Here is a 21,849-nt window from a genome sequence, read left to right as displayed (position 1 = left end):
TGACGATCATAGAGGCGTTGAACCACCTGATCCCATCCCGAACTCAGAAGTGAAAAGCGCCATCGCCGATGGTAGTGTGGGAGATCCCATGTGAGAGTAGGTCGTCGTCAAGCTTTATAATCCGAGAAGCCCCACATAGCCAACGCTGTGTGGGGTTTTTTATTGCAGACACGCATGTGAGAGCAGGTGGTCTAGCTTTAAATTAAGAGAAGCCCTGATAGCTTAGTTGCTATCAGGGTTTTTTCGTTTCAGCCATACATAAGTAGGTACCGCTTTAGCGGGACGCGGAAAATCTCTTGAAGATAAAGTGGGTTTTTCGTTCTGAGCCATGGTACAACGCAGGTTATGGTTTTCCATTTACTTGCGCCTGTCTCGTGCCTCGACGCGTCAGCGTAAATGCGAATCCATAACCTTCCCTAATTCCAAACAACACCCCCAATAAATCCTGCTGACCAATTGTAGGTACGCATTTATGCGGAAATGGTTCCGCAGGAACCACGGTTACCGACGATGTTTGGGCTTATCTTTGGATTACATGATTGCGCTTGATTGCCATCAATTCCGCCTGCGGCTAAAGCCGAACCTACAAAGTTATCGCAATTTATGCTGATTACCAACTGTAGGTACGCATTTATGCGGAAATGGTTCCGCAGGAACCACGCTTACCGATGCTGTTTGGGTTAATCTCTGGATTACATGATTGCGTTTGATTGCCGTCAATTCCGCCTGCGGCTAAAGCCGCACCTACAAAACTGTAGGTTCGCATTTATGCGGAAATGGTTCCGCAGTAACCACGGTTACCGATGATATTTGGATTAATCTCTGGAATACATGATTGCGTTTGATTGCCGTCAATTCCGCCTGGGGCTGAAGCCGCACCTACAAAACTGTAGGTGCGCATTTATGCGGAAATGGTTCCGCAGGAACCACGGTTACGGATGATGTTCGGGTTAATCTCAGGCTTACATGTTTGCGTTTGATTACCATCAATTCCGCCTGCGGCTAAAGCCGCACCTACAAAACTGTAGGTTCGCATTTATGCGGAAATGGTTCCGCAGGAACCACGGTTACCGATGATGTTTGGGCTAATCTTTGGATTACATGTTTGCGTTTGATTACCATCAATTCCGCCTGCGGCTGAAGCCGCACCTACAAAATTAGCATTTATGCGGAAATGGTTCCGCAGGAACCACGGTTCCCGATGATGTTTGGGTTAATCTTTGAATTACATGATTGCTGTCAATTCCGCTTGCGGCTAAAGCCGCACCTACAAAAAACTGTAGGTTCGCATTTATGCGGAAATGGCTTCTCATCCACCACGACTAACGATGATGTTTGGGTTAATCTTTGAATTACGTGATTGCGCTTGATTGCCATCAATTCCGCCTGCGGCTAAAGCCGCACCTACAGAATTAGCTTAATTTATACAGAGGAGCAACTGTAGGTACGCATTTATGCGGAAATGGTTCCGCAGGAACCACGGTTACCGATGCTGTTTGAGCTAATCTTTGAATTACATGTTTGCGTTTGATTACCATCAATTCCGCCTGCGGCTAAAGCCGCACCTATAAAATCAGTCTGTTGATGAGCATTTATGTGTAAATTTCTATGCAGCAGTTTCGCTAGCAGATGTTATTAGGCTGATTATGGATTTACGCCTTAGCTAAAGTCAGCGCGGCTGATAATAAACTTATTGAATATTGCAATGATGCGGATTTACGAAAATTGAACCCAGTGTACTTAATGTTACGAAGTTGGTTTTGATATATCAAAAGGGGTCGTTACATTTTAGGGGGTGAAGTTTATAATGTTAGTCATGTCACTAACTGAAACTTTTACAGGGAAAAAACCATGTCAATGAAAACGTCTTTGCTTGCCTTGACTCTAGCTGCTGCCACCATGGGTTCTACGAATGCATTAGCGCTGGATGACTACTGCACACCTAAGTTAAATGATTACTTAGAAAAGCTGCAAGCAACAGTTGATTCAAAATATATGCCGAGTAGCCAAAAAGAAACGGCACAAAAGGTATTGGATAAGGTGAGTGCGAGCAGAAACGAAGAGGGCGACTGTCTTATTCTTGAAGATATCTTATAATCTTATTTATCAGGCATAAAAATAACCGCCTCATGCAGTTTTTCGGATGAGGCGGTTTTTTGTTTATGGGTGATTACTGAGTAACTTTTTGGTTAACAGTAGCCAACAATGCCTGAATAGAGGCCGATACTATGTCACTGTTTACCGCGACACCATTGAATCGCTCGCCATCAATGTTCGCTTGAACATATGCAATGGCTTGAGAGTCACTGCCAACAGTTAAGGCGTGCTCTTGATACTGAATGATATCAACACGTAATCCAAAGTGCTGGCCTAGAGCTTCACTGAAAGCCGATAACGCACCATTACCTGAGCCTGTAATTTGAATCTTGCCAGTTTCTGCGATTAACTCAGCATTAACGGTATCGCTTTCGTCCTTGGTTAAATCATAACGACCTAGCTGGTACGGCGTAGTGCCCGTCATAAAGCTGGATTCAAACAAGGCTTTCATTGATTCGCCATTTACCACGCCGCCATCTTGTTCGGCGAAGCGTTGTACAATTGGGCTAAATTCAACTTGTAACCAGCGTGGCAATGCCAAGCCAAATTCTTGCTCAAGAGTATAAGCGATACCACCTTTACCGGATTGGCTGTTAACTCGGATAACTTCTTGGTAGCTACGGCCCACATCACGAGGATCAATTGGCAAGTAAGCCACATCCCAAGGTTTGTCGTCTGTTTGGTTCGCCAAGCACTTTTTAATAGCATCTTGGTGAGAACCAGAGAAAGCAGTAAAGACAAGCTCACCAGCATAAGGGTGGCGAGGATGAACTTGTAGCAAGGTACAAGCTTGAACAACACTGATGATACGGTCCATATCACTCAATTGAAGCTCAGGGTCTACGCCTTGACTGTACATGTTCATGGCCATGGTGACTACGTCCATATTACCCGTACGCTCACCGTTACCAAGTAATGTACCTTCGATACGATCGGCACCAGCCATAAGGCCTAATTCCGCTGCGGCAACACCACAGCCACGGTCGTTATGTGTATGCAAACTAATGATCATGCTGTCACGTTTTTCGACATTTCGGCAGAAATATTCAATTTGGTCTGCAAAACGATTCGGGGTGGCTACTTCGACTGTTGCAGGTAAGTTGATAATGATCTTGTTTTCAGGGGTAGGCTGCCAGACTTCTGCAACAGCATTAACCACTTCGACAGCGTAATCGGTTTCTGTGCCGGTAAAACTCTCAGGCGAGTATTGGAAAACCCATTCTGTTTCAGGGTGTTTTGCCGCGTGGTCTTTAACACATTGAGCGCCATTCACAGCAATTTGCTTAATGCCTTCCATGTCCATGCGGAACACTTGTTCACGCTGAGTTTTAGATGTTGAGTTATAAACGTGGACAATGGCTTTTTTGGCGCCTTTTAAGGACTCGTAAGTACGCTCAATAAGCTCTGGGCGAGCTTGTGTTAATACTTGGATGTAAACGTCATCTGGTACTTGCTCTTCTTCAATCAACCAGCGAACAAAATCGAAGTCTAATTGCGACGCTGCAGGGAAGCCCACTTCAATCTCTTTAAAGCCAACGTCCACAAGTAGGGCAAAAAACTGCTTCTTTTGTTCCACTGTCATTGGTTCAACTAGGGCTTGGTTACCATCACGAAGGTCAACGCTTGACCAAATTGGAGCCTTAGTAATTTCTTGGTCCGGCCAAGTGCGGTTCTCCAAGGCAACTGGCTTGAATGGCGTATATTTAGTGTGGTCAAAAGATGTCATTTGCTATTCCTTTTTATGGTAAGGCTGGGTAAGCCTGCAGTGTTATTTTGCGCGATTTATGGATCGCTTTGTTATGGGAATATGATAACGAATTAAATGAGGTAAAAGATTGCGTTTTTTAAAGAAAAATAAATCTTTATGGCATAATATTGCGTATTATGGCTATTAATTGGTTATTAAGAGGTGATACGTGAGGTTTGATAAAATTGATCTAAGTATACTGCGAGAATTACAGCAAGATTCTAGCTTAACAAACCAGGAGTTGGCCGATCGTGTTGGTTTGTCGCCTTCTCCCTGCTTACGTCGTGTTAAAGCCTTGGAAGAAACTGGGGTAATAGATCGCCAAGTAATGTTGCTTAACCAGAAAATGCTGGGCTTAAAGTTAACGGCTTTCATACAAATTAGTATGGATAGGCATACTCCTGAGCGTTTCGAAGTGTTTGAGGCCGAGGTAGAGTCCTTCCCCGAAGTGATTGCCTGCAATATGGTGACGGGGCAATCTGCCGACTACCTGTTAGAGGTCGCGGTAGAAGACATGGATTATTACCACGAGTTCCTGTTGGGAAAGCTTACTCGTATTCCTGGGGTGACAGGTGTTCACTCGAGTTTTTTGCTTCGCAGAATTGTCAGTCGCACCGCATTACCTTTAAACCATCTTGCGTGAAGGTTTGGTTTCACGAGTAATAAGCCTTAAGTCACGTTAAAACTATTTTATTCATCCAAATTAGTCGTAACTGCGTATTGAAAAATAGGATTGTGCCCAAATAAAGAGGCGATGATCTGTAATTGCATATTTTGAAAAAGAATCTTCAAAGAGAAATCGTTATGAGTGAGTTAACTATTAAGCGTCGAGTAGTGATCCCGGTTCGGGCTGGAGACGTGATGGCGGAGTTTATTTCTTTTGATGGAGATGAATCTGGCAAAGAACATATTGCTATATTTTGCGAAGGTAAAGAAGGTAGTGTGCCGAGTAATGCGCCTCTGGTGCGTCTGCATTCTGAATGTTTGACTGGCGACGTTTTTGGATCGGGCCGTTGTGATTGCGGTGAACAATTAGATGAAGCCATTGACCGCATCCACGAAGAGGGTGGCTATATCCTATATTTGCGCCAAGAAGGTCGTGGCATCGGCTTGTACGCCAAGTTGGATGCTTATGCGTTACAGGATCAAGGTTATGATACTTACCAGGCCAATGAAATGTTGCATTTACCTCAAGACGACCGTGATTTCGGCGTCGCAGCTAATATGCTTAAAGCCTTAGGGGTTCATAAACTAAGGGTATTAACGAATAATCCTGATAAAGCTCATCAATTGTCTGATAACGGTATTGAAGTGGTTGAAGTTATTCCCACCAAGGTACATGTTAATAAGCATAACCGTGGCTATCTCATCACCAAAGCAAAACGCAAACAGCACACCATTAACTTGGATGATTTTTAAAAGGCATTATGTTTGCCCATAAAAAAACCTGCGATGCAGGTTTTTTTATGTCTGATTGCGCCGTTTAAATTACTTTTTCGCGGTAGGTTTTTTCTTCTTCTTTTTCGAGCTTGCGCTGCGTAAACGAGCCTTGGTTTTTGGCTCTAGCCCTTCGATTCGGCCAAATTTTACATTGGTTTGCATGAAACGCTGTATCTTCTCAATCATAGGTAAATCATTAATATCGATTAATGAAATGCATTCACCTGGAGCGCCTTCACGAGAAGCTCGACCAGCCCTGTGTATGTAAGCATCGGCTTTACGAGGGAGGCGAAGGTTAATAACGGTATTGATTTCTGGTAAATCAATACCGCGAGAAGCTACATCTGTTGCCACTAAAACCTGTAGTCGACCGCGCTTCATCTGCTTCATGTGTTCGCTGCGATCGCCTTGTTTCATATCCCCATGAAGGCCATCACACATTAAACCCATTTTACGGATGCGCTGTACCCAAATGTCTACATGTTCGCGATTCGAGACAAATAAAACCGCTTGTTGAACCCGTTCTTGGCTCAGTAAGTGTTTTAGAATGGCTTCTTTGTGTTCGTCACTGTCTACGCGGTAGGCAATTTGACGAATTTGCTTAGGAACAGTTCTAGAAGACTCTCCTAAACGAATTTGTTCTGTGTCTTCTTTCAGTAGTTGGGAGGCAAAGCGTCCCATTTTTTCGCCTTCTAAAGTGGCAGAAAACATCAAAGTCTGGTGTTCTTGAGGGAGCTCTTTCGCTAAATGATTAATGGCATTGGAGAAACCCATGTCGAGCATGCGATCCGCTTCATCAATTACGAAGTAAGAAACATCGGTTAAGTCTAGCCATTGCTTTTGGTCAAGCTCCACAAGGCGACCTGGCGTAGCGACGAGGATGTCACAGGGTTCACTTAGCTGTTGCTGCTGCATGCCATAAGGTGTGCCACCAATAATAAGCTGGCTCTGAATTCGCGTATGTTGAGTGAGTTGTTCCACAACATTGTATATCTGGCGCGCTAATTCACGGCTTGGAGCCAGAATCATAACTTTTGGTGCGGTGGTTGAAGACTCGTCTCGATCAAAAATATGTTGAATGGCAGGAGCACAAAAGGCAATGGTTTTACCCGTACCTGTTGGGGCTGTTGCAAGTAAATCGGAACCGTCTAGGGCGACTGGAATGGCTTGTTCTTGGATCTCGGTAGGGTTTTCAAAACCTAGGTCGTTAATTGCTTGGACAATAGTAAAATCAAGATCTAATTCAGCAAATGACATGTAAACTCTCTGTTACGGAAGTAGAGGATAGTTCAAATGCTAAACCCTCCACTAAAATGGACTATAAGTCCCATGATAACCTGTTTTCAAAGGTTAAGTTAGACCCTATGTGGGCTTTGCTTTAAAATGATCGAAACATTAATAAGAAGACAGCTATGCAATTAACGGATGAGTTGGTTACCACCCAGACCATGAAATGGGTGAATGAATTTATTATCAAACATAACGTTTGTCCGTTTGCGAAACGAGAAGTGGAGCGAGAGACAGTTAAAGTGGTCGTGCTGCGTTCTAAAAAGCTTGATGTTGCACTTGAAGAGTTGATCGCAGAAGTGCAATGGCTTGACCAATACCCAGAAACTGAAACTACGCTATTGGTTTTCCCTACCTTGTTCAAGGATTTTTACCGCTATCTAGACTTTGTTGATCTAGCGGAAAACCTCATGTACGAGCAAGGTTGTGAGGGAGTGTATCAGCTGGCGACTTTCCACCCGGATTATTGTTTTTCTGGTACAGATCCTGATGATGTTTCCAATTATACCAACCGCTCTCCATACCCTATGTTGCATTTGTTGCGTGAAGAAAGTCTTGAAAAGGCCATTGAGTATTATGGCGACACTGCCGATATACCTGAAAATAACATTGCCAAAATGGAATCCCTAGGTCGTGAAGTGTTAGATGAATCCTTTGCCTCATGCATGAAAGTGGACGAACAATAAATAAAACTGAGCGCTCTTAAAGCTGTAGTCTTGTGCTTCTAATTTAAGTGCGTATAGTGCGCAAAAAAGCGAGTTGGAGAAACCATGACAGCAAATATTGGACGCTTAAATACTTTAAGAGTCGTAAAAGAAAAAGATTTTGGGGTGTACTTAGATGCTGGGCAACTAGGTGAAATTTTACTGCCAAAACGCTATGTACCAAAAGATCTAAAGCTAGATCAAGAGATTGACGTTTTTGTCTATTTGGATTCTGACGATAAATTGATCGCCACCACCGACCTGCCTAAAGCTCAAGTGGGTGAGTTTGCGGCATTAACCTCTGTAGCCGTTAACCAAGTAGGTGCGTTCTTTGACTGGGGCTTGCCAAAAGACTTGTTAGTACCCTTTAGTCAGCAGAAAAACCGCGTGGAAGAGGGCGAAACACACCTACTGTTTATCTATTTGGACCAGTTTACTAATCGAATTGTTGCCACAACAAAAGTAGATGCCTTGCTTAACCGTGAAGAAGCTCCTTACAAGGTTGGCGATAAAGTTTCTATCATTATTGGTGATAAAACGAATATAGGCTTTAAATGTGTGATTGATAACCGCTTTTGGGGCGTGTTGTTTTTTGATGATGCCTTTAGACAACTGCGTAAAGGCGAGAAAACAACTGGCTTCATCAAGCAGATGCGTGAAGATGGCAAGATTGATTTAAGCTTACAAGAAGTAGGCTATAAGAAAGTTAAGAATATCCTAGATGATATTCTGGAGTACTTAGATAAGCAGGGGGGAGAATCACCGTTAACGGACAAAGCCTCCCCAGAAGCTATCTATGCGGTTTTTAAAGTGAGTAAAGCGACCTATAAAAAAGCATTAGGTGCGCTTTATAAAGACAAGAAAATCCTATTGACCAAAGAAAAAGTTACCAAAATTTAATTAAGGTTTGGTGCCTTTTAAAAAGCTCCTAAGCAACGCTTAGGAGCTTTTTTTTGAGTTTCTCTAAAGGCTCGTGTTCTTCGCATTTTACCGCTTGATACAGCAAGGTCTGAATGGGCATTTCTATGGGGCTGTTATCGATCAGAAAACCCGAGATAAATTGGTTCTCGGTGGGTCTGTGTAAACGAATGTCCTCATGCATAGAAGAGCGGTTAAGACGAGTGAGCTTGGCCACATTACTCACCCTATGAGTCAGTGTATCTAAAGTGAGGTGTTGGCTCTGGTCGGAGTAAAGGAATTTTGGGTGGCTGAACAGTTGGTCGAGTTCTGCAAGGGCTTGATGGAAAAGGTTTGCGTAATCATCATCCAGCACTTCGCCATTATATAGCCCAAACACGGCTGTGATGGGGTTGATTACCGCATTAATCGCGAGCTTTTCTATGAGCTTTTGATGAATATTGGTGATTTGTAGTGACTCGATGGGGAAGTTTGCCTCTTCGAGTGTGCTATCCCAAAGGCCAAAATAAGTGTCGCCGAACCCTGTGTGTTTCACTCGATTCACATCTAGCTTAAGCGCCCCTTCACTGGTGACGCCAGCCCAAAGGGTTTGACTAGATTTAAGCTGTTTTTGCACTAATTGCTGGGCGCCCATGCCATTGCATAAGCAAGCGATGGTTGCGTGTTCCGTGAGACAGTGCTGAACGCTTTGGAAAGCTGTATTGAGATCATAAGCTTTGGTGCAAAACAAAACCTGCTCGTACTGTTTGGAGAGCTCATCCACTTTAAAACTTTTAATTTTGTGGGTAGAAACCACCGGCTGTTGTGGGTCATCCTCATCAAAGCTGTCTAGGGTGATTTTCTTGCCAGGCTTATCGGTGCGATAAACAAGATGCACAGGGTAGCCTAGTTTTTCGAGCTTACAGGCCCAGAATAAACCAATGGCGCCCGCGCCAACCACGAGCCAAGGTGTTTTTTTCATGTGGTGTTTTCCATTAGGTGTTTTCTTTGAATCCCTGTTATCATCCCGCAAAAATCCATTATCTAAATTGCAAAGGAGCATAATATGCCATCATTTGACGTAGTTTCCGAGCTTGACTGGCACGAAGTCACCAACGCTGTAGACCAAGCTAACAGAGAAATAACAACACGTTATGATTTCAAAGGTGTTAAAGCTGGCTATGAAATCAAAGATAAAGCGGTTGTTATGGAAGCTGAAGCGGAACCTCAACTTCGCCAGATGTCTGACATTCTAAATCAAAAATTGGTCAACCGTGGCATAGATTTAAAAAGTTTAGAAAAAGATGATGTAGAAAAAGGCAACATGCGCGCCTCTCAAGCCGTTAAAATGAAAGAAGGCTTAGAAACGGACGAAGCCAAACGCATCGTTAAAATGATTAAAGAAAGTAAAGTGAAGGTTCAAGCGCAAATCCAAGGTGACCAATTACGTGTTACCGGTAAAAAACGTGATGACTTACAGCAAGTCATGGCGCTGCTGCGCGGTGCGGATCTAAAGCAACCAGTTCAATTTACCAACTTTAGAGACTAATAAGGTTGGGCCGCTTTGTTAAGTGGCCCTTTTTCCTGAAGAGTGAGCTTGGTCCCCACTATAAGCCAACCTTCCTCTTCGAGTTTTGTTCTCTGCCTTAAATAGGCATCTGTGTTCTCCGCAAAACTAATGCGTTTTTGTGCATTGACTACCCTATGCCAAGGCAGTTTGGTGTCTTTGGGGAGTTTTTTCAGTAATTGCCCAACTTGGCGGGCGTAGCCTGGGAATCCTGCTCGCTTGGCCACTTCACCGTATGAAATGCATTCACCTGTCAGAGTTTCGCTTAAAATAAGGAACACTTGTGATTTAAAGTGTTCCATTGCTTGATTAGTCATTACACTGCCCATAGATATTAATCTGAACTCGATACGAAGAAGGTGATCATGAGATTTGCTCTTTTACTGTTTATTTTAATACCGATTATAGAAATGACTGTGTTGATCAAAGTCGGCGGTCAAATCGGTAGCTTGGCCACAGTAGGTTTGGTTTTCTTAACCGCTATTGTAGGTGTGACACTTATCCGTAAGCAAGGCCTAGCAACATCCCTTAAAGCCCAGGAAAAAATGCAGCGTGGTGAATTGCCTGCATCGGAAATGGCAGAAGGGGTTATGCTGATGTTTGCAGGCTTATGTTTATTAATTCCTGGATTCATGACCGATGCACTGGGTGCATTGCTGTTAATTTCTCCTTTGCGCAAACTCTTTGCGGCGGGTCTAATTGTTAAATTTATGAGCAGCATTATGACTCGCGGGCGTCATTGGCGTGGCGGATCCGCTGCTCAGCAAGGTGACATCATTGAAGGTGAATTTGTGAATGAAGAAAATGACCTGCTAAATAAAAAATAATTTCGATATGTGGGGTTGAAATGCATTTTGTCAGCCGTATATAAGAAGTCGATATAGTTTCTCGCTATAAGCGAGAATATTCCCGCCAGGGGAGTCCTGGTATTGTTTTAATCGGAGAGAATGATCAATGAATATTCGTCCTTTGCATGATCGCGTTGTTGTTCGACGTAAAGAAGAAGAGACAACAACTGCATCTGGTATCGTACTGCCTGGATCTGCGACCGAGAAGCCTACTCAAGGCGAGGTCTTGGCTGTTGGCACTGGCCGTATTCAGTCTAATGGTGATGTGCAAGCATTGGCTGTTAGCGTTGGTGACACTGTGTTGTTTGGCCAGTACTCAGGTCAAACCGTTAAAATCAATGGTGAAGAATTGTTGATTATGAAAGAAGATGAGATTTACGGCGTAGTAGAAGCCTAATCATAATTTTCACAATTCTAATTCGTTTTATCGTATTTAAAACAGTTTAAGGTATATAAAAAATGGCAGCTAAAGAAGTTAAATTTGGCGATAGCGCTCGCCAGCAAATGCTGAAAGGCGTGAACGTACTTGCTGATGCAGTAAAAGTAACTTTGGGCCCAAAAGGTCGCAACGTAATTATTGAAAAATCTTTTGGTGCACCGCTTGTCACTAAAGATGGTGTGTCCGTTGCAAAAGAAATCGAACTAGAAAACAAGTTCGAAAACATGGGCGCACAAATGGTTAAAGAAGTCGCATCTCAAGCTAACGATGTGGCGGGTGACGGTACAACAACGGCAACGGTTCTTGCGCAAGCTATCGTTGTTGAAGGTCTTAAAGCCGTTGCTGCGGGTCGTAACCCAATGGATCTTAAGCGTGGTATCGATAAAGCTACCGAAGCTGTTGTCAAAGAAGTTGCTGCTTTGTCTACACCTTGTGCTGACACTCGTGCTGTTGAACAAGTAGGTACTATTTCTGCTAACTCTGATGCTTCTGTTGGTAAGATCATTGCTGAAGCGATGGAGCGTGTAGGTAAAGAAGGTGTTATTACCGTTGAAGAAGGTTCTGGCTTCGAAGACGAGCTAGCGGTAGTTGAAGGTATGCAGTTTGATCGCGGTTACCTATCTCCTTACTTCATCAACAACCAAGAAACTATGAGTGCTGAGCTAGAAAATCCATTCATCTTGTTGGTTGATAAGAAGATCTCTAACATCCGCGACTTGCTACCAGTATTGGAAGGTGTTGCTAAGGCTTCTCGTCCATTGCTTATCATCGCTGAAGATGTTGAAGGCGAAGCACTTGCAACACTAGTTGTAAACAGCATGCGTGGTATCGTGAAAGTTGCTGCGGCTAAAGCCCCAGGCTTTGGTGACCGTCGTAAAGCTATGTTAGAAGATATTGCAATTCTAACGGGTGCGACAGTGATCTCTGAAGAAGTTGGTTTCTCTCTAGAAACTACCAGCATCGAGCAACTTGGCACAGCTAAGCGTGTTACTTTGACTAAAGAAAGCACAACGATTGTTGATGGCGCAGGCGATGCTCAAGCTATTACGGGTCGTGTTGATCAAATTCGTGCAGAAATCGCTAGCTCAACTTCAGACTACGACAAAGAGAAGTTACAAGAGCGCGTTGCGAAGTTGGCAGGTGGTGTAGCGGTTATTAAAATCGGTGCGGCAACTGAAATTGCAATGAAAGAGAAGAAAGCTCGTGTAGACGATGCACTTCACGCAACACGTGCTGCAGTAGAAGAAGGTGTTGTTGCTGGTGGTGGTGTTGCCCTAGTTCGTGCACTGACCAAAGTATCTGGTCTGCTAGGTGATAACGAAGATCAAAACGTTGGTATCGTTCTAGCACTACGTGCTATGGAAGCGCCAATGCGTCAGATCGTAACCAACGCTGGTGCGGAAGCATCTGTTGTCGTTGATAAAGTGAAGCAGGGTGAAGGTAACTACGGTTACAACGCCGCTTCTGGTGAATACGGCGACATGCTAGACATGGGTATCCTAGATCCAGCAAAAGTTACGCGTTCTGCTCTACAAGCAGCAGCGTCTGTTGCCGGTCTAATGATTACTACTGAAGCAATGATTGCTGACATTCCTGCACCTGAAAGTGCACCAATGCCTGATATGGGTGGCATGGGCGGAATGGGTGGCATGGGCGGTATGATGTAGTGCGACGAGAGTCGCGGAGGTAGCTAGCCTCGCGGGCTACGACGTCAGTAGATACTAACATGTGTTAGTATCTACACCCAATAACCCGCAGAAAAATAGTAATAATATAAAATCCCGATGTTCGGGCGTTAAACCCCCGAGCATCGGACCCTCTAATTAAGAGGGTAGAATCTCGGGCGTGCGCGCCTAGTTATAAAATGCTACGTAACCATCGTAGTTTTATAAAAAAGATTTCTCATATCAATGAGGGCTCTATTCATAAAGGCAAAATCCATCAACGGATAATGCTCATTTCATAAAGCATACTGAGGTACATCCGCGTTTTTATGGGATTACTGAAGTAGGCAACATCATGTGTTTTATTACCTATGCTAGCTATCGCTTGCGCGTAAGCTGGTATTTTTCATTGTCTCACCTGTTTGCAGGTAACGAGACCTAATGTTCAGCCATTAGTAGCCTAGGGATAGTGCGTCACTGGTAACGGTGGGGTGCGAAGCTTCCTGACAATGTAACCCCCGTCACGGGTATATTCATCCGTGAGGGTGGGTATAGATATCGCGAACAAAGCGCGGTTGAGGTGCTAGGCTTGTTGGTATGGTTAACGCAAGTGAACTGTTGATAAACACCGTCAGCCGCATAGAGCTAAGCTTTGTTATAAGGCTCTGACCAAAATGGTATGTGGTCGGTTATACCTTTTACATCTGGGTATACGCTGATATAGCACCACCGGTGGACAGACAGAACCTAAACCAATGTGTGAAAAATGCCGGAACTCGGTAAGCCCGTAATATCGCCCTTGTGGCAGGTGAATCGTAAGAGGATCTGTTGGTGTTGCGGGGAAAGGAGGATAGAGAAAGCGAATGCTCATCTGTAATGGATGAGATAGGGGTTCAAGCTTTGCCCTAACTCGAAAGAGTGCAGACTTCTATCTGGTCTTTAATCGTGTGAAAGCCTGTAAAGCTTTCTGTAGTAGAAAGTACGAGTCTTTGACTCAATAAATATGAACACCCACAGGGGAAAGATTTATTCCCCTGTGGGGATAAATCCGCCTCCATCTTGCGGGTGTTCTTCACTAAGGAGGACTGCAAGATGAGCATTTCATCAAATGAAGCGCCTGCGTCATCCCGCTTTGCTAACTCATGGCATGAGATTGATTGGGAAGCCAGTCATCTCAAAGTGAGAGAGCTACAGGTACGGATCGCGAAGGCTGCTAAACAAAAGCAATGGCGTAAAGTGAAACAGCTCCAACGTATGTTGGTACATTCATTTTCCGCCAAAGCTATCGCCATTAAACGTGTCACTGAGAATCGTGGTCGTAAGACTGCGGGGATCGACGGTGAGACTTGGGATTCCCCTAAAAGTAAATGGTCTGCCATGTTTCGACTAACCTCAAAAGGTTACAAACCGAAACCACTGCGTCGGGTTTACATTCCAAAAGCGAACGGCGGTCGACGTCCGTTAGGGATACCGACTATGTTGGATCGGGCCATGCAGGCGTTATATCTGCTGGCGTTGGAGCCTGTTAGTGAAACGTGGGCAGATCGAAACTCCTACGGGTTTCGACCATTGCGTTCGGCAGTGGATGCGATTGAGCAATTATTTGTCAATCTAAGCCGCAAGTCATCTGCGCAATGGGTGCTGGAAGGGGATATAAAAGGTTGTTTCGACAACATTAGTCACGATTGGCTGATACAAAATGTTCCACTGGACAGGAAGATCGTCAAGAAATGGCTAAAGGCGGGTTACATGGAGTCGGGACGAATTCATGACACCGACGCGGGTACTCCACAGGGCGGAATCATTTCTCCGTTACTGGCTAACTGGGCACTCGATGGGTTGGAAAGCGTATTGGAATCTCATTTCGGGAAGAAGAATACCAAAGCCTCCTATAAAACGAAGGTGAACTATGTGCGGTACGCGGATGACTTTGTTATCACGGGTATCTCCAAGGAGTTATTGGAAGAAAGAGTGAAACCAGTGGTTGAAACCTTTATGGCAGAGCGCGGGCTAACACTTTCTAAAGAGAAAACCTTGGTCACACACATAGAGCGTGGATTTGATTTTCTTGGTCAGAACCTCAGGAAATACAACGGTAAGTTCTTAAACAAGCCGTCTGCTAAAAACTTGAAAAACGTTTTGGCTAAGATAAAAGATGTTTTCGTGCGTTACAAAGCAGTGCCTGCTTGGTTATTAATTGCCAAGCTGAATCCAATCATTCGTGGTTGGGCTAATTACCATAAAGGTGGGGCATCGAAGGAAACATTCAAATATCTCGATTATCGTATTTGGAAAATGCTATGGCAATGGTGTAAACGCCGTCACTCAAATCGCCAAAAGCGATGGGTGGCGAAGAAATACTTTATGACCGTTGGAAAGCGGAAGTGGGTATTCTTTGGCAACTCTCCTAATAAAGGAGTGGTGAACCTTGTTTATGCGTCCGATACGAAAATAACGCGCCATACAAAAATTAAAGGTGAAGCGAATCCTTATGACCCGAGCTATGAGCTGTATTTCGAGCAACGCTTGGAATATGTCCTCCGAAACTCAGAGATGGGAATGCGAAAAGCCTTTACGTTGTGGAAACGACAGCAACGACGCTGTCCTTGTTGTAACCAACTGATTACGCCCGAAACAGGATGGAACATTCATCATGTGATCGAGCGCCATCGGGGCGGGAGCGATAATTTGGACAACTTGCAGTTGTTGCATCCTAATTGTCATCGAAAACTACACTCTTAAATAGAGACAGTTCGATGGCTAAATTATATAATCGTAAGTAACAGTCGGGTTGTTACCATCCGGGCTACTGTGAACGCCAAAGGTAACAAGGTCTGAACCTATCTGGCCCGGCTCTTCATGAGACCCAGATAGCGCATGTGCAAAGGAGTCCTCTTATGGATAACTCTGTGAATGTGGGTTCTGACGCATTGGCTAATCGTATCAATGCTTTTGTGGGGCTAACTTTAGCGCTTTCGAGCCTAGGTTTCTCTCCACTGAGTGTTGTCTTGCTAGCTGGAGGAATCACACTTTTTCTTTCTAAGCTACCGAAGAGCTAAGCGTTTTGCTGGGGGGCTATGCCCCTTGGCGGACTTTAAAATCGACTGAAACTTATTTATAGCTGCTGGTCTAGCTTGCTAGACTTATAAAGGCTTGAGCTGTATGCGGGGAAACTCGCACGTACAGTTCTTAGGGGAGGGAGGTTCAGTAATGAGCTTCTCTTACCCGACACCCAAGCTCTACCAGTTATTGCTTGCAATAATCGAACCTCGTCAGATGTTATCTGACGAGGTTTTTTTATGGCCGAAATCTAATGTGTCACATTTATCTATGCTTGATTCAGTCAAGCGGTTTGACAGCTCTCGCTCTTATCTCTAATTGGAATGAGTAAGAGGCAGTAATGTGGAGTTTAAATTAATGACTAAAAGCGTGCTGTGTGACAACTAGAAGAGCAATTATTCAGTGAAAATTGTCTTCATGGGAAGACAATACAAACCATTGATTCTAAAGCTATTGATAAATAGTCACCTGTGTAAGATACTTATAAAATTCACATATCCACTTTTGCAAATTAAGGGAAGCATATGCTTAGGAAAACCCTCATTAGTATGGCCGTTTCAAGCTTACTATACGCGTCCAGTAGCCAAGCTCTGGAATTGGGTGAGTTAACCTCTAATTCAAATGTGGATGAGCCCTATCGTGGTCAAATCGTTATTTCTGATGCCGCAGGCCTGACAAGCAATGATATTTTAGTTCGTCTTGGTAGCGAAAGTGAGTTTCGCCAAGCTGGCCTTGCTCCCACCAGAATACTTTCTGAACTGAAATTCGATGTCACTCAAGCTAACGGCCGTTTGGTTGTTCAAGTTAGTTCGGATGCTCCTCTGCAAGCCGAAGAACTGCATTTTGTCTTGGCGGCACGCTGGCCTAGTGGGCAGGTGGTTCGTGAATATCTTACGCCATTACAGCAATCTGCTCGGGTTGAAAAATCCCAAAGTGAAGTGGTTCAGGCGGCTAGTTTAGCAGGCGCAACTGGCGCAACTAACAGTGTATTCAGGGATGCGGTATCCAGTGCTAATCAACTGCCAATTCGTGCTGAACTTGATGTGGTGAAGGGAAATACTCTTTGGTCGATTGCTAATCAAAATCGTCAAGGTAACCAGTTAACCATCTATCAAACCATGATGGCGATTCAGGCGCTTAACCAAGAAGCCTTTTATGCTAACAATATCAACTTGCTGAAAGAAGGCGCTATTTTACGCTTGCCTACTGAAGATCAGATTGCACTGTTTAATCAATCTATGTCTCAGCAAGAATTCGAACGACAGCATCAAGCTTGGATGGCGCTTAAGTCTAATAGCGCCTCTCGAGGTGTTGAGCAGGCTCAGTTAAATACTCAGGCTCAGTCTAAAAATGCTGCAGCGAGCAATGCCTCAGCTAGTGATAAATTGACTTTAGCATCAGGGCAAAGTGTTTTGCCTCAATCTAACGCCAGCTCAAATGGTGGCGGTGGTCAGGATGTTGCGGAATTGAAAAACCAACTGTCCGCTTCTCAGGAGTTGTTAGATAAAGAGCAGCGTGAGAAAGCTGAGTTATCCGACAAGCTGGGAGATTTGAATCAGCAGTTAGCTACACTAGAGCAACTAATAAGTCTAAAAGACAAACAAATGGCTGAGCTGCAGTTGCAATTTAGCCAGGCGCAACAAGCGCTACAAGAGCAGAAAAATACAGTAGATCAGCTTTTAGAAGCGGACCAAATGCGCCGTGAAAAAGAGTTGGCGGAAGAAAATTCTCTTTTCAATAAAATATTTGGTAATTCGATTATTGTTTCCATCGGTGCCGTGGTCTTAATGTTACTTGGTTTCTTAGGTGGTATGTTGCTGCGTAAGGGCGGCAAGAAGAAAGAGGATGAACGCGCAACGGATGAGTTCGACCTCGCCAGTGGCGCGGCATTAGCAACAGTTGCTGCCGCACCTGTTGTAGCAGCGGTTGCTGAAGAAGAGCCAGAACCAGTTGTTGAAGAAGATCCATTTGCCTTTGATTTTAATGATAACTCTGAACTTTCTGATGATTTGGACACTTTTGAAGAAGAGTCTTTTGAAGTGGAAGAAACCGAGTTGGCAGATGAGTTCGAATTCCCAGAAGATGACGAGCCAGAAGTGGAGCTTGCCCCAGAAGCAGAAGAGCTTGAAGATGACTTTGCGGAAATTGATTTCGAAGATGAAGACGAAACAATTGAAGAAGAGTCTGTGCCAACGGTTGATCCAATAGAAGATATTAGTGATGAGTTGGACGGGCTTGATGATCTCGACGAAGAAGAAATTAGTGAAGAAGAATCCTTTGTTTCTAGTTTGTTGAACGATGTTGAGCAAGATGATGTAGATGAGTCTGCAGTCTTTGATCAAGACCCCAATGAGGCCCTTGCTAACTCAATTGAAGAAACCTTAGCGGAAGCTCAAGAAGAGATCGAAGCGCCATCCTTTGGTGTTGAAGATGCCATTGAAGATGAAGTAGAAAGTGACGATGAAGAAGAGTTCGATTTCTTTGACGCCAGTGGTGATGAAGTTGCCACTAAACTTGATCTAGCTCGTGCCTACATGGACATGGGAGATGATGAAGGTGCCCGTGTGATCTTTGAAGATGTCGCCAAAACAGGTAACGAACAGCAAGTAGCAGAAGCTAAGAGTATGATGGAGCGGATGTTCCCAAGTGACTAGAAAGAAAGTGGTATTGGTTGTTGAATACGATGGCAGCGCTTACAAAGGCTGGCAAGCTCAGAAATACGGTGTGGCAACGGTTCAGGAGAATTTAGAAAAAGCGTTAAGTGTTATCGCAAATCATCCGGTCACTGTGATTTGCGCTGGACGAACCGATGCAGGTGTTCACGCCAGTGCACAAGTTGTACACTTTGAAACCGATTGTGATCGTCCTATGCGTGCTTGGACGCTAGGCGTGAATTCTCATCTACCTGCGGACATAACTGTAGTGGCTGCAAAGCCGGTTAATGAGGATTTTCATGCGCGCTTTAGTGCTGTGAGTCGTCGTTACCGCTATGTGATTTATTCCTCAGAGATTCGACCGGCGGTATTGTCTAAAGGCGTTACCTGGACTTATAAACCCCTTGATGTCAGCGCCATGCAGCAAGCCTGCAAGGTGTTTTTAGGTACCCATGATTTTACTTCATTCCGTGCTATTGGTTGCCAAGCGAATAGCCCTATCCGAACCATTTTAAATTTCGAAATTCAGCAGCTCGGCCATTATATTGTCTTAGATGTTCGCGCCAATGCTTTCTTGCATCATATGATTCGTAATTTCGCGGGCGTGCTAATGAGTATTGGGGCTGGCGAGAAACCGGTTGCTTGGGCAAAGCAAGTGCTTAATGCTAAAGATCGTGCCCAAGGGGGAGTGACAGCGCCACCACAGGGTTTGTATTTTGTTGATGCGCAATACCCAGAACATTTTAAATTACCTCAAGTACCATTAGGGCCACATTTTTTACCTTTTATTCAAGAGCCTGTTTATGACCTGCCGAGTTAAAATTTGTGGCATTACGAACCTTGAGGATGCGCTGCATGCTTGTGAAGAGGGAGCGGATGCTCTTGGTTTTGTTTTTTATCCGCCAAGCCCTCGTTACATTAGTCCAGAACAAGCCAATGCTATTGTTGAGAAACTACCTCCTTTCGTGACGCCTGTTGCCTTGTTTGTGAATGCCAGCGAAGAGCAGGTGGCACAAGTAGTGTCACAAAACTCCCGTTGGTTGATCCAATTTCATGGTGATGAAGTGGAGTCTGACTGCGTAAAGTATGATCGACCCTACATAAAAGCCTTACGAATGAAAGATGGTGTAGATATTAAAGCGCAAGCAGAATCTTTTCCAAGTGCCTTGGCTATCTTACTCGATGCCTACAAGGCTGGAGTGCCAGGAGGCACGGGAGAATCTTTTGATTGGGCAGCGATACCAAAGCAAATGCCTAAGCCCATCGTTTTAGCTGGGGGATTAAGCCCAGAAAATGTAAAATTAGCGGTAAAAGCCACTAAACCATACGCTGTTGATGTCAGTGGTGGTGTAGAATTGTCGAAAGGCATTAAAAACAAATTTAAAGTAAAAGAATTTATCAGTGGAGCAAAAAGTGGATATTAAAGATATCAACCAAGAATTGCCGGATTCCCATGGCCGTTTTGGTCAGTATGGTGGCGTATTTGTCTCGGAAACCTTAATGGCCGCACTTGATGATCTGACTGAGATGTACGAGCGTCTTTCTAAAGACCAAGAATTTCAAGCCGCTTTTGATAAGGATTTGGCGCATTATGTTGGCCGACCTTCTCCTTTGTACTTTGCCGAGCGTCTTACTGAAAAGGCGGGTGGCGCAAAAATCTATCTAAAGCGTGAAGATTTGAATCACACTGGCGCTCACAAAATCAACAATACCATTGGCCAAGCTTTATTGGCTAAGCACATGGGTAAGCCGAATATTATTGCGGAAACGGGTGCGGGTCAGCACGGTGTTGCTTCCGCTACGGTGGCGGCGCGTCTTGGTCTTAAGTGTAAGGTCTTCATGGGGGCGGAAGATATTCGTCGTCAATCTCTAAACGTTTATCGTATGAAACTGCTAGGGGCAGAAGTTGTATCGGTTGAATCAGGTACGAAAACCCTTAAAGATGCGTTGAACGAAGCCATGCGTTATTGGGTGGGTAATGTTGATGATACCTTCTACATTATAGGTACTGCCGCAGGACCTCACCCATATCCTAAATTGGTTCGTGATTTCCAAGCTGTGATTGGCCGTGAGGCTAAAGCGCAATGTATGGAGCAAGAAGGGCGCTTACCTGATGCAGTGGTTGCTTGTGTCGGCGGTGGCTCTAATGCCATTGGCATGTTCTACCCATTCATCAAAGACGAATCTGTTGCCATGTATGGCGTTGAAGCGGGTGGTGATGGCATCGAGACAGGTCGTCATGCAGCACCTTTGTCTGCGGGTCGTCCTGGGGTGCTACACGGAAACCGTACCTATGTAATGGCGGATGATGATGGTCAGATTATCGGCACCCATTCTATATCGGCAGGTTTGGATTACCCGGGCGTGGGACCAGAGCATGCATGGCTAAAAGATATTGGTCGTGCCAACTATGTGGCAATCAATGATGATGAGGCGATGGAAGGCTTCCGTGACTTAACCCGTCTTGAAGGTATAATGCCTGCCCTTGAGTCAAGCCATGCGGTTGCCTACGGTATGAAACTGGCAGCGACTATGGATAAAGACCAAATTGTCGTGGTGAATTTATCGGGCCGTGGTGATAAAGATATTCTGACAGTAGCGCAATTGGATGGTATTGAAGTATGAGTCGTATAAAACAGTGTTTTGAAAATTTAGAAAAATCTGGTAAAAAGGCGCTCATTCCGTACATTACCGCTGGCGACCCAACACCGAATCATACTGTCACCATTATGAATGAGTTGGTGGCTGCGGGTGCCGATGTTATTGAAATTGGTATGCCGTTCTCAGACCCTATGGCAGATGGCCCGGTTATCCAACTAGCGTGTGAGAGAAGCTTAGCTGCGGGTACAAGTGTTCGTAAAGTACTTGATATTATCCGTGAATTCCGTCAAACGGATACTGAAACCCCTGTGGTTTTGATGGGCTATTTGAACCCAATTGAATTCTTCGGCTATCAAGCATTTTCCGATGCAGCAAAAGAAGCTGGGGTAGACGGTATTTTATTAGTCGATCTGGCTCCAGAAGAAGCGACAGATGTAGTAGAATACTTCAAAGCAAATGAGATTGACCTGATTTACCTATTAGCGCCGACAACAACACCTGAACGCGCTAAAAAGATATGTGACCTAGCTTCAGGCTACGTATATTACGTTTCGGTAAAAGGTGTCACAGGTTCTGCTGAACTTGATGTGGATAGTGTCAAGCAGCATGTAGATTCATTGCGCACGATTACAGACCTGCCAATTGGGGTGGGTTTTGGTATTCGTGATGCAAAAACAGCCGCAGCGGTTAGCCGATGCGCTGATGGTGTCATTGTAGGCAGTGTGCTAGTAAATGCCATTGCTGAAAATCAAGAACGCGAAAAAGAATACATTGCTAATGCGTTAGGGGCGATTTTAAAGCCTATGCGTACCGAAATGGACGCCTAAGCATTAGCTTACAAAGA

At 44.5% G+C, this 21,849-nt stretch carries 23 protein-coding genes and 1 rRNA gene; 17 read left to right on the top strand and 7 right to left on the bottom strand.

Going from position 1 to position 21,849, the window contains the following annotated elements; translation table 11 throughout:
• Positions 1-113, top strand: a 5S ribosomal RNA gene (gene rrf, locus ACUM5Y_RS12815); the annotation flags it as partial.
• 518 nt (positions 114-631) lie between these two features.
• Here rrf and ACUM5Y_RS12810 read toward each other — a convergent pair.
• From ACUM5Y_RS12810 to ACUM5Y_RS12800, 3 genes are read right to left on the bottom strand one after another with little or no spacing between them, the layout of a single operon-like run.
• Positions 632-766 carry a hypothetical protein gene (locus ACUM5Y_RS12810; RefSeq protein WP_445977266.1) on the bottom strand — a complete coding sequence of 45 codons (135 nt, stop codon included), beginning with the start codon at positions 764-766 and terminating at the stop codon, positions 632-634.
• Positions 767-901 carry a hypothetical protein gene (locus ACUM5Y_RS12805; RefSeq protein WP_445977265.1) on the bottom strand — a complete coding sequence of 45 codons (135 nt, stop codon included), beginning with the start codon at positions 899-901 and terminating at the stop codon, positions 767-769. It abuts the gene before it with no gap.
• Entirely contained in the window at positions 902-1,036 is a 135-nt protein-coding gene (locus ACUM5Y_RS12800; RefSeq protein WP_445977264.1) for a hypothetical protein, read from the bottom strand. It abuts the gene before it with no gap.
• A gap of 815 nt (positions 1,037-1,851) precedes the next feature.
• Between ACUM5Y_RS12800 and ACUM5Y_RS12795 the strand changes: the two genes are divergently transcribed.
• Entirely contained in the window at positions 1,852-2,097 is a 246-nt protein-coding gene (locus tag ACUM5Y_RS12795; protein ID WP_445977263.1) for a hypothetical protein, read from the top strand.
• Positions 2,098-2,170: 73 nt separating this feature from the next.
• Here ACUM5Y_RS12795 and leuA read toward each other — a convergent pair whose 3' ends face one another.
• Positions 2,171-3,823, bottom strand: coding sequence for a 2-isopropylmalate synthase (gene leuA, locus ACUM5Y_RS12790; protein ID WP_445977262.1), 1,653 nt, complete (start codon positions 3,821-3,823; stop codon positions 2,171-2,173).
• Positions 3,824-4,013: 190 nt separating this feature from the next.
• Here leuA and ACUM5Y_RS12785 point away from each other — a divergent pair, with 190 nt between their 5' ends.
• Both ACUM5Y_RS12785 and ribA read left to right on the top strand, forming a co-directional pair.
• Positions 4,014-4,487 (top strand): Lrp/AsnC family transcriptional regulator, encoded by a 474-nt coding sequence (locus ACUM5Y_RS12785; protein ID WP_445977261.1) that lies wholly within the window; start codon positions 4,014-4,016, stop codon positions 4,485-4,487.
• Between the two features lie 161 nt (positions 4,488-4,648).
• Positions 4,649-5,263, top strand: a complete 615-nt coding sequence (gene ribA, locus ACUM5Y_RS12780) for a GTP cyclohydrolase II (protein ID WP_445977260.1) — start codon at positions 4,649-4,651, stop codon at positions 5,261-5,263.
• Between the two features lie 69 nt (positions 5,264-5,332).
• Here the strand turns inward: ribA and ACUM5Y_RS12775 are convergent, their stop codons facing one another.
• A complete protein-coding gene (locus ACUM5Y_RS12775) occupies positions 5,333-6,541 on the bottom strand; it encodes a DEAD/DEAH box helicase (protein WP_445977259.1) in 1,209 nt (402 codons plus the stop codon).
• Positions 6,542-6,696: 155 nt separating this feature from the next.
• On the opposite strand from ACUM5Y_RS12775, the gene ACUM5Y_RS12770 reads away from it, so the two are divergent.
• Together ACUM5Y_RS12770 and ACUM5Y_RS12765 are read left to right on the top strand one after the other, a co-directional pair.
• Positions 6,697-7,257: a DUF1415 domain-containing protein gene (locus tag ACUM5Y_RS12770; protein WP_445977258.1), complete on the top strand. Its 561-nt coding sequence runs from the start codon at positions 6,697-6,699 to the stop codon at positions 7,255-7,257.
• 84 nt (positions 7,258-7,341) lie between these two features.
• Entirely contained in the window at positions 7,342-8,175 is an 834-nt protein-coding gene (locus ACUM5Y_RS12765; protein WP_445977257.1) for a CvfB family protein, read from the top strand.
• A 28-nt stretch (positions 8,176-8,203) separates the two neighbouring features.
• Here ACUM5Y_RS12765 and ACUM5Y_RS12760 read toward each other — a convergent pair whose 3' ends face one another.
• The gene (locus ACUM5Y_RS12760) at positions 8,204-9,154 is read right to left on the bottom strand and encodes a ketopantoate reductase family protein (protein ID WP_445977256.1); all 951 of its coding nucleotides are present in this window, start codon (positions 9,152-9,154) and stop codon (positions 8,204-8,206) included.
• An 84-nt stretch (positions 9,155-9,238) separates the two neighbouring features.
• On the opposite strand from ACUM5Y_RS12760, the gene ACUM5Y_RS12755 reads away from it, so the two are divergent.
• The gene (locus tag ACUM5Y_RS12755) at positions 9,239-9,721 is read left to right on the top strand and encodes a YajQ family cyclic di-GMP-binding protein (protein ID WP_445977255.1); all 483 of its coding nucleotides are present in this window, start codon (positions 9,239-9,241) and stop codon (positions 9,719-9,721) included.
• Here ACUM5Y_RS12755 and ACUM5Y_RS12750 read toward each other — a convergent pair.
• Complete coding sequence (locus ACUM5Y_RS12750) at positions 9,718-10,056, bottom strand: MGMT family protein (protein WP_445977254.1); 339 nt, start codon at positions 10,054-10,056, stop codon at positions 9,718-9,720. The genes ACUM5Y_RS12755 and ACUM5Y_RS12750 overlap by 4 nt on opposite strands.
• Positions 10,057-10,104: 48 nt before the next feature.
• On the opposite strand from ACUM5Y_RS12750, the gene ACUM5Y_RS12745 reads away from it, so the two are divergent.
• The 10 genes from ACUM5Y_RS12745 (at position 10,105) to trpA (ending at position 21,832) form a co-directional block, all read left to right on the top strand.
• Positions 10,105-10,566: an FxsA family protein gene (locus ACUM5Y_RS12745; protein WP_445977253.1), complete on the top strand. Its 462-nt coding sequence runs from the start codon at positions 10,105-10,107 to the stop codon at positions 10,564-10,566.
• A 127-nt stretch (positions 10,567-10,693) separates the two neighbouring features.
• Positions 10,694-10,984: a co-chaperone GroES gene (locus ACUM5Y_RS12740; RefSeq protein ID WP_024022707.1), complete on the top strand. Its 291-nt coding sequence runs from the start codon at positions 10,694-10,696 to the stop codon at positions 10,982-10,984.
• 62 nt (positions 10,985-11,046) lie between these two features.
• Positions 11,047-12,693 carry a chaperonin GroEL gene (groL, locus tag ACUM5Y_RS12735; RefSeq protein ID WP_445977252.1) on the top strand — a complete coding sequence of 549 codons (1,647 nt, stop codon included), beginning with the start codon at positions 11,047-11,049 and terminating at the stop codon, positions 12,691-12,693.
• Between the two features lie 1,089 nt (positions 12,694-13,782).
• Entirely contained in the window at positions 13,783-15,432 is a 1,650-nt protein-coding gene (gene ltrA / locus ACUM5Y_RS12730) for a group II intron reverse transcriptase/maturase (protein WP_445977251.1), read from the top strand.
• Positions 15,433-15,587: 155 nt separating this feature from the next.
• Positions 15,588-15,749, top strand: coding sequence for a hypothetical protein (locus ACUM5Y_RS12725; RefSeq protein WP_445977250.1), 162 nt, complete (start codon positions 15,588-15,590; stop codon positions 15,747-15,749).
• Between the two features lie 525 nt (positions 15,750-16,274).
• Positions 16,275-18,404, top strand: a complete 2,130-nt coding sequence (locus tag ACUM5Y_RS12720; RefSeq protein ID WP_445977249.1) for a motility hub landmark protein FimV — start codon at positions 16,275-16,277, stop codon at positions 18,402-18,404.
• The gene (gene truA / locus ACUM5Y_RS12715; RefSeq protein ID WP_445977248.1) at positions 18,397-19,224 is read left to right on the top strand and encodes a tRNA pseudouridine(38-40) synthase TruA; all 828 of its coding nucleotides are present in this window, start codon (positions 18,397-18,399) and stop codon (positions 19,222-19,224) included. The genes ACUM5Y_RS12720 and truA overlap by 8 nt, the downstream gene beginning before the upstream one ends.
• Entirely contained in the window at positions 19,208-19,828 is a 621-nt protein-coding gene (locus tag ACUM5Y_RS12710; protein WP_445977247.1) for a phosphoribosylanthranilate isomerase, read from the top strand. The genes truA and ACUM5Y_RS12710 overlap by 17 nt, the downstream gene beginning before the upstream one ends.
• The gene (gene trpB / locus ACUM5Y_RS12705) at positions 19,818-21,029 is read left to right on the top strand and encodes a tryptophan synthase subunit beta (RefSeq protein WP_445977246.1); all 1,212 of its coding nucleotides are present in this window, start codon (positions 19,818-19,820) and stop codon (positions 21,027-21,029) included. Before ACUM5Y_RS12710 ends, trpB begins: the two co-directional genes overlap by 11 nt.
• Complete coding sequence (trpA, locus tag ACUM5Y_RS12700; protein WP_445977245.1) at positions 21,026-21,832, top strand: tryptophan synthase subunit alpha; 807 nt, start codon at positions 21,026-21,028, stop codon at positions 21,830-21,832. Before trpB ends, trpA begins: the two co-directional genes overlap by 4 nt.
• Positions 21,833-21,849: the final 17 nt, after the last annotated feature.

It is taken from the genome of Marinomonas dokdonensis (assembly GCF_052747885.1).
This window is presented reverse-complemented; position numbering and strand designations above follow the sequence as displayed.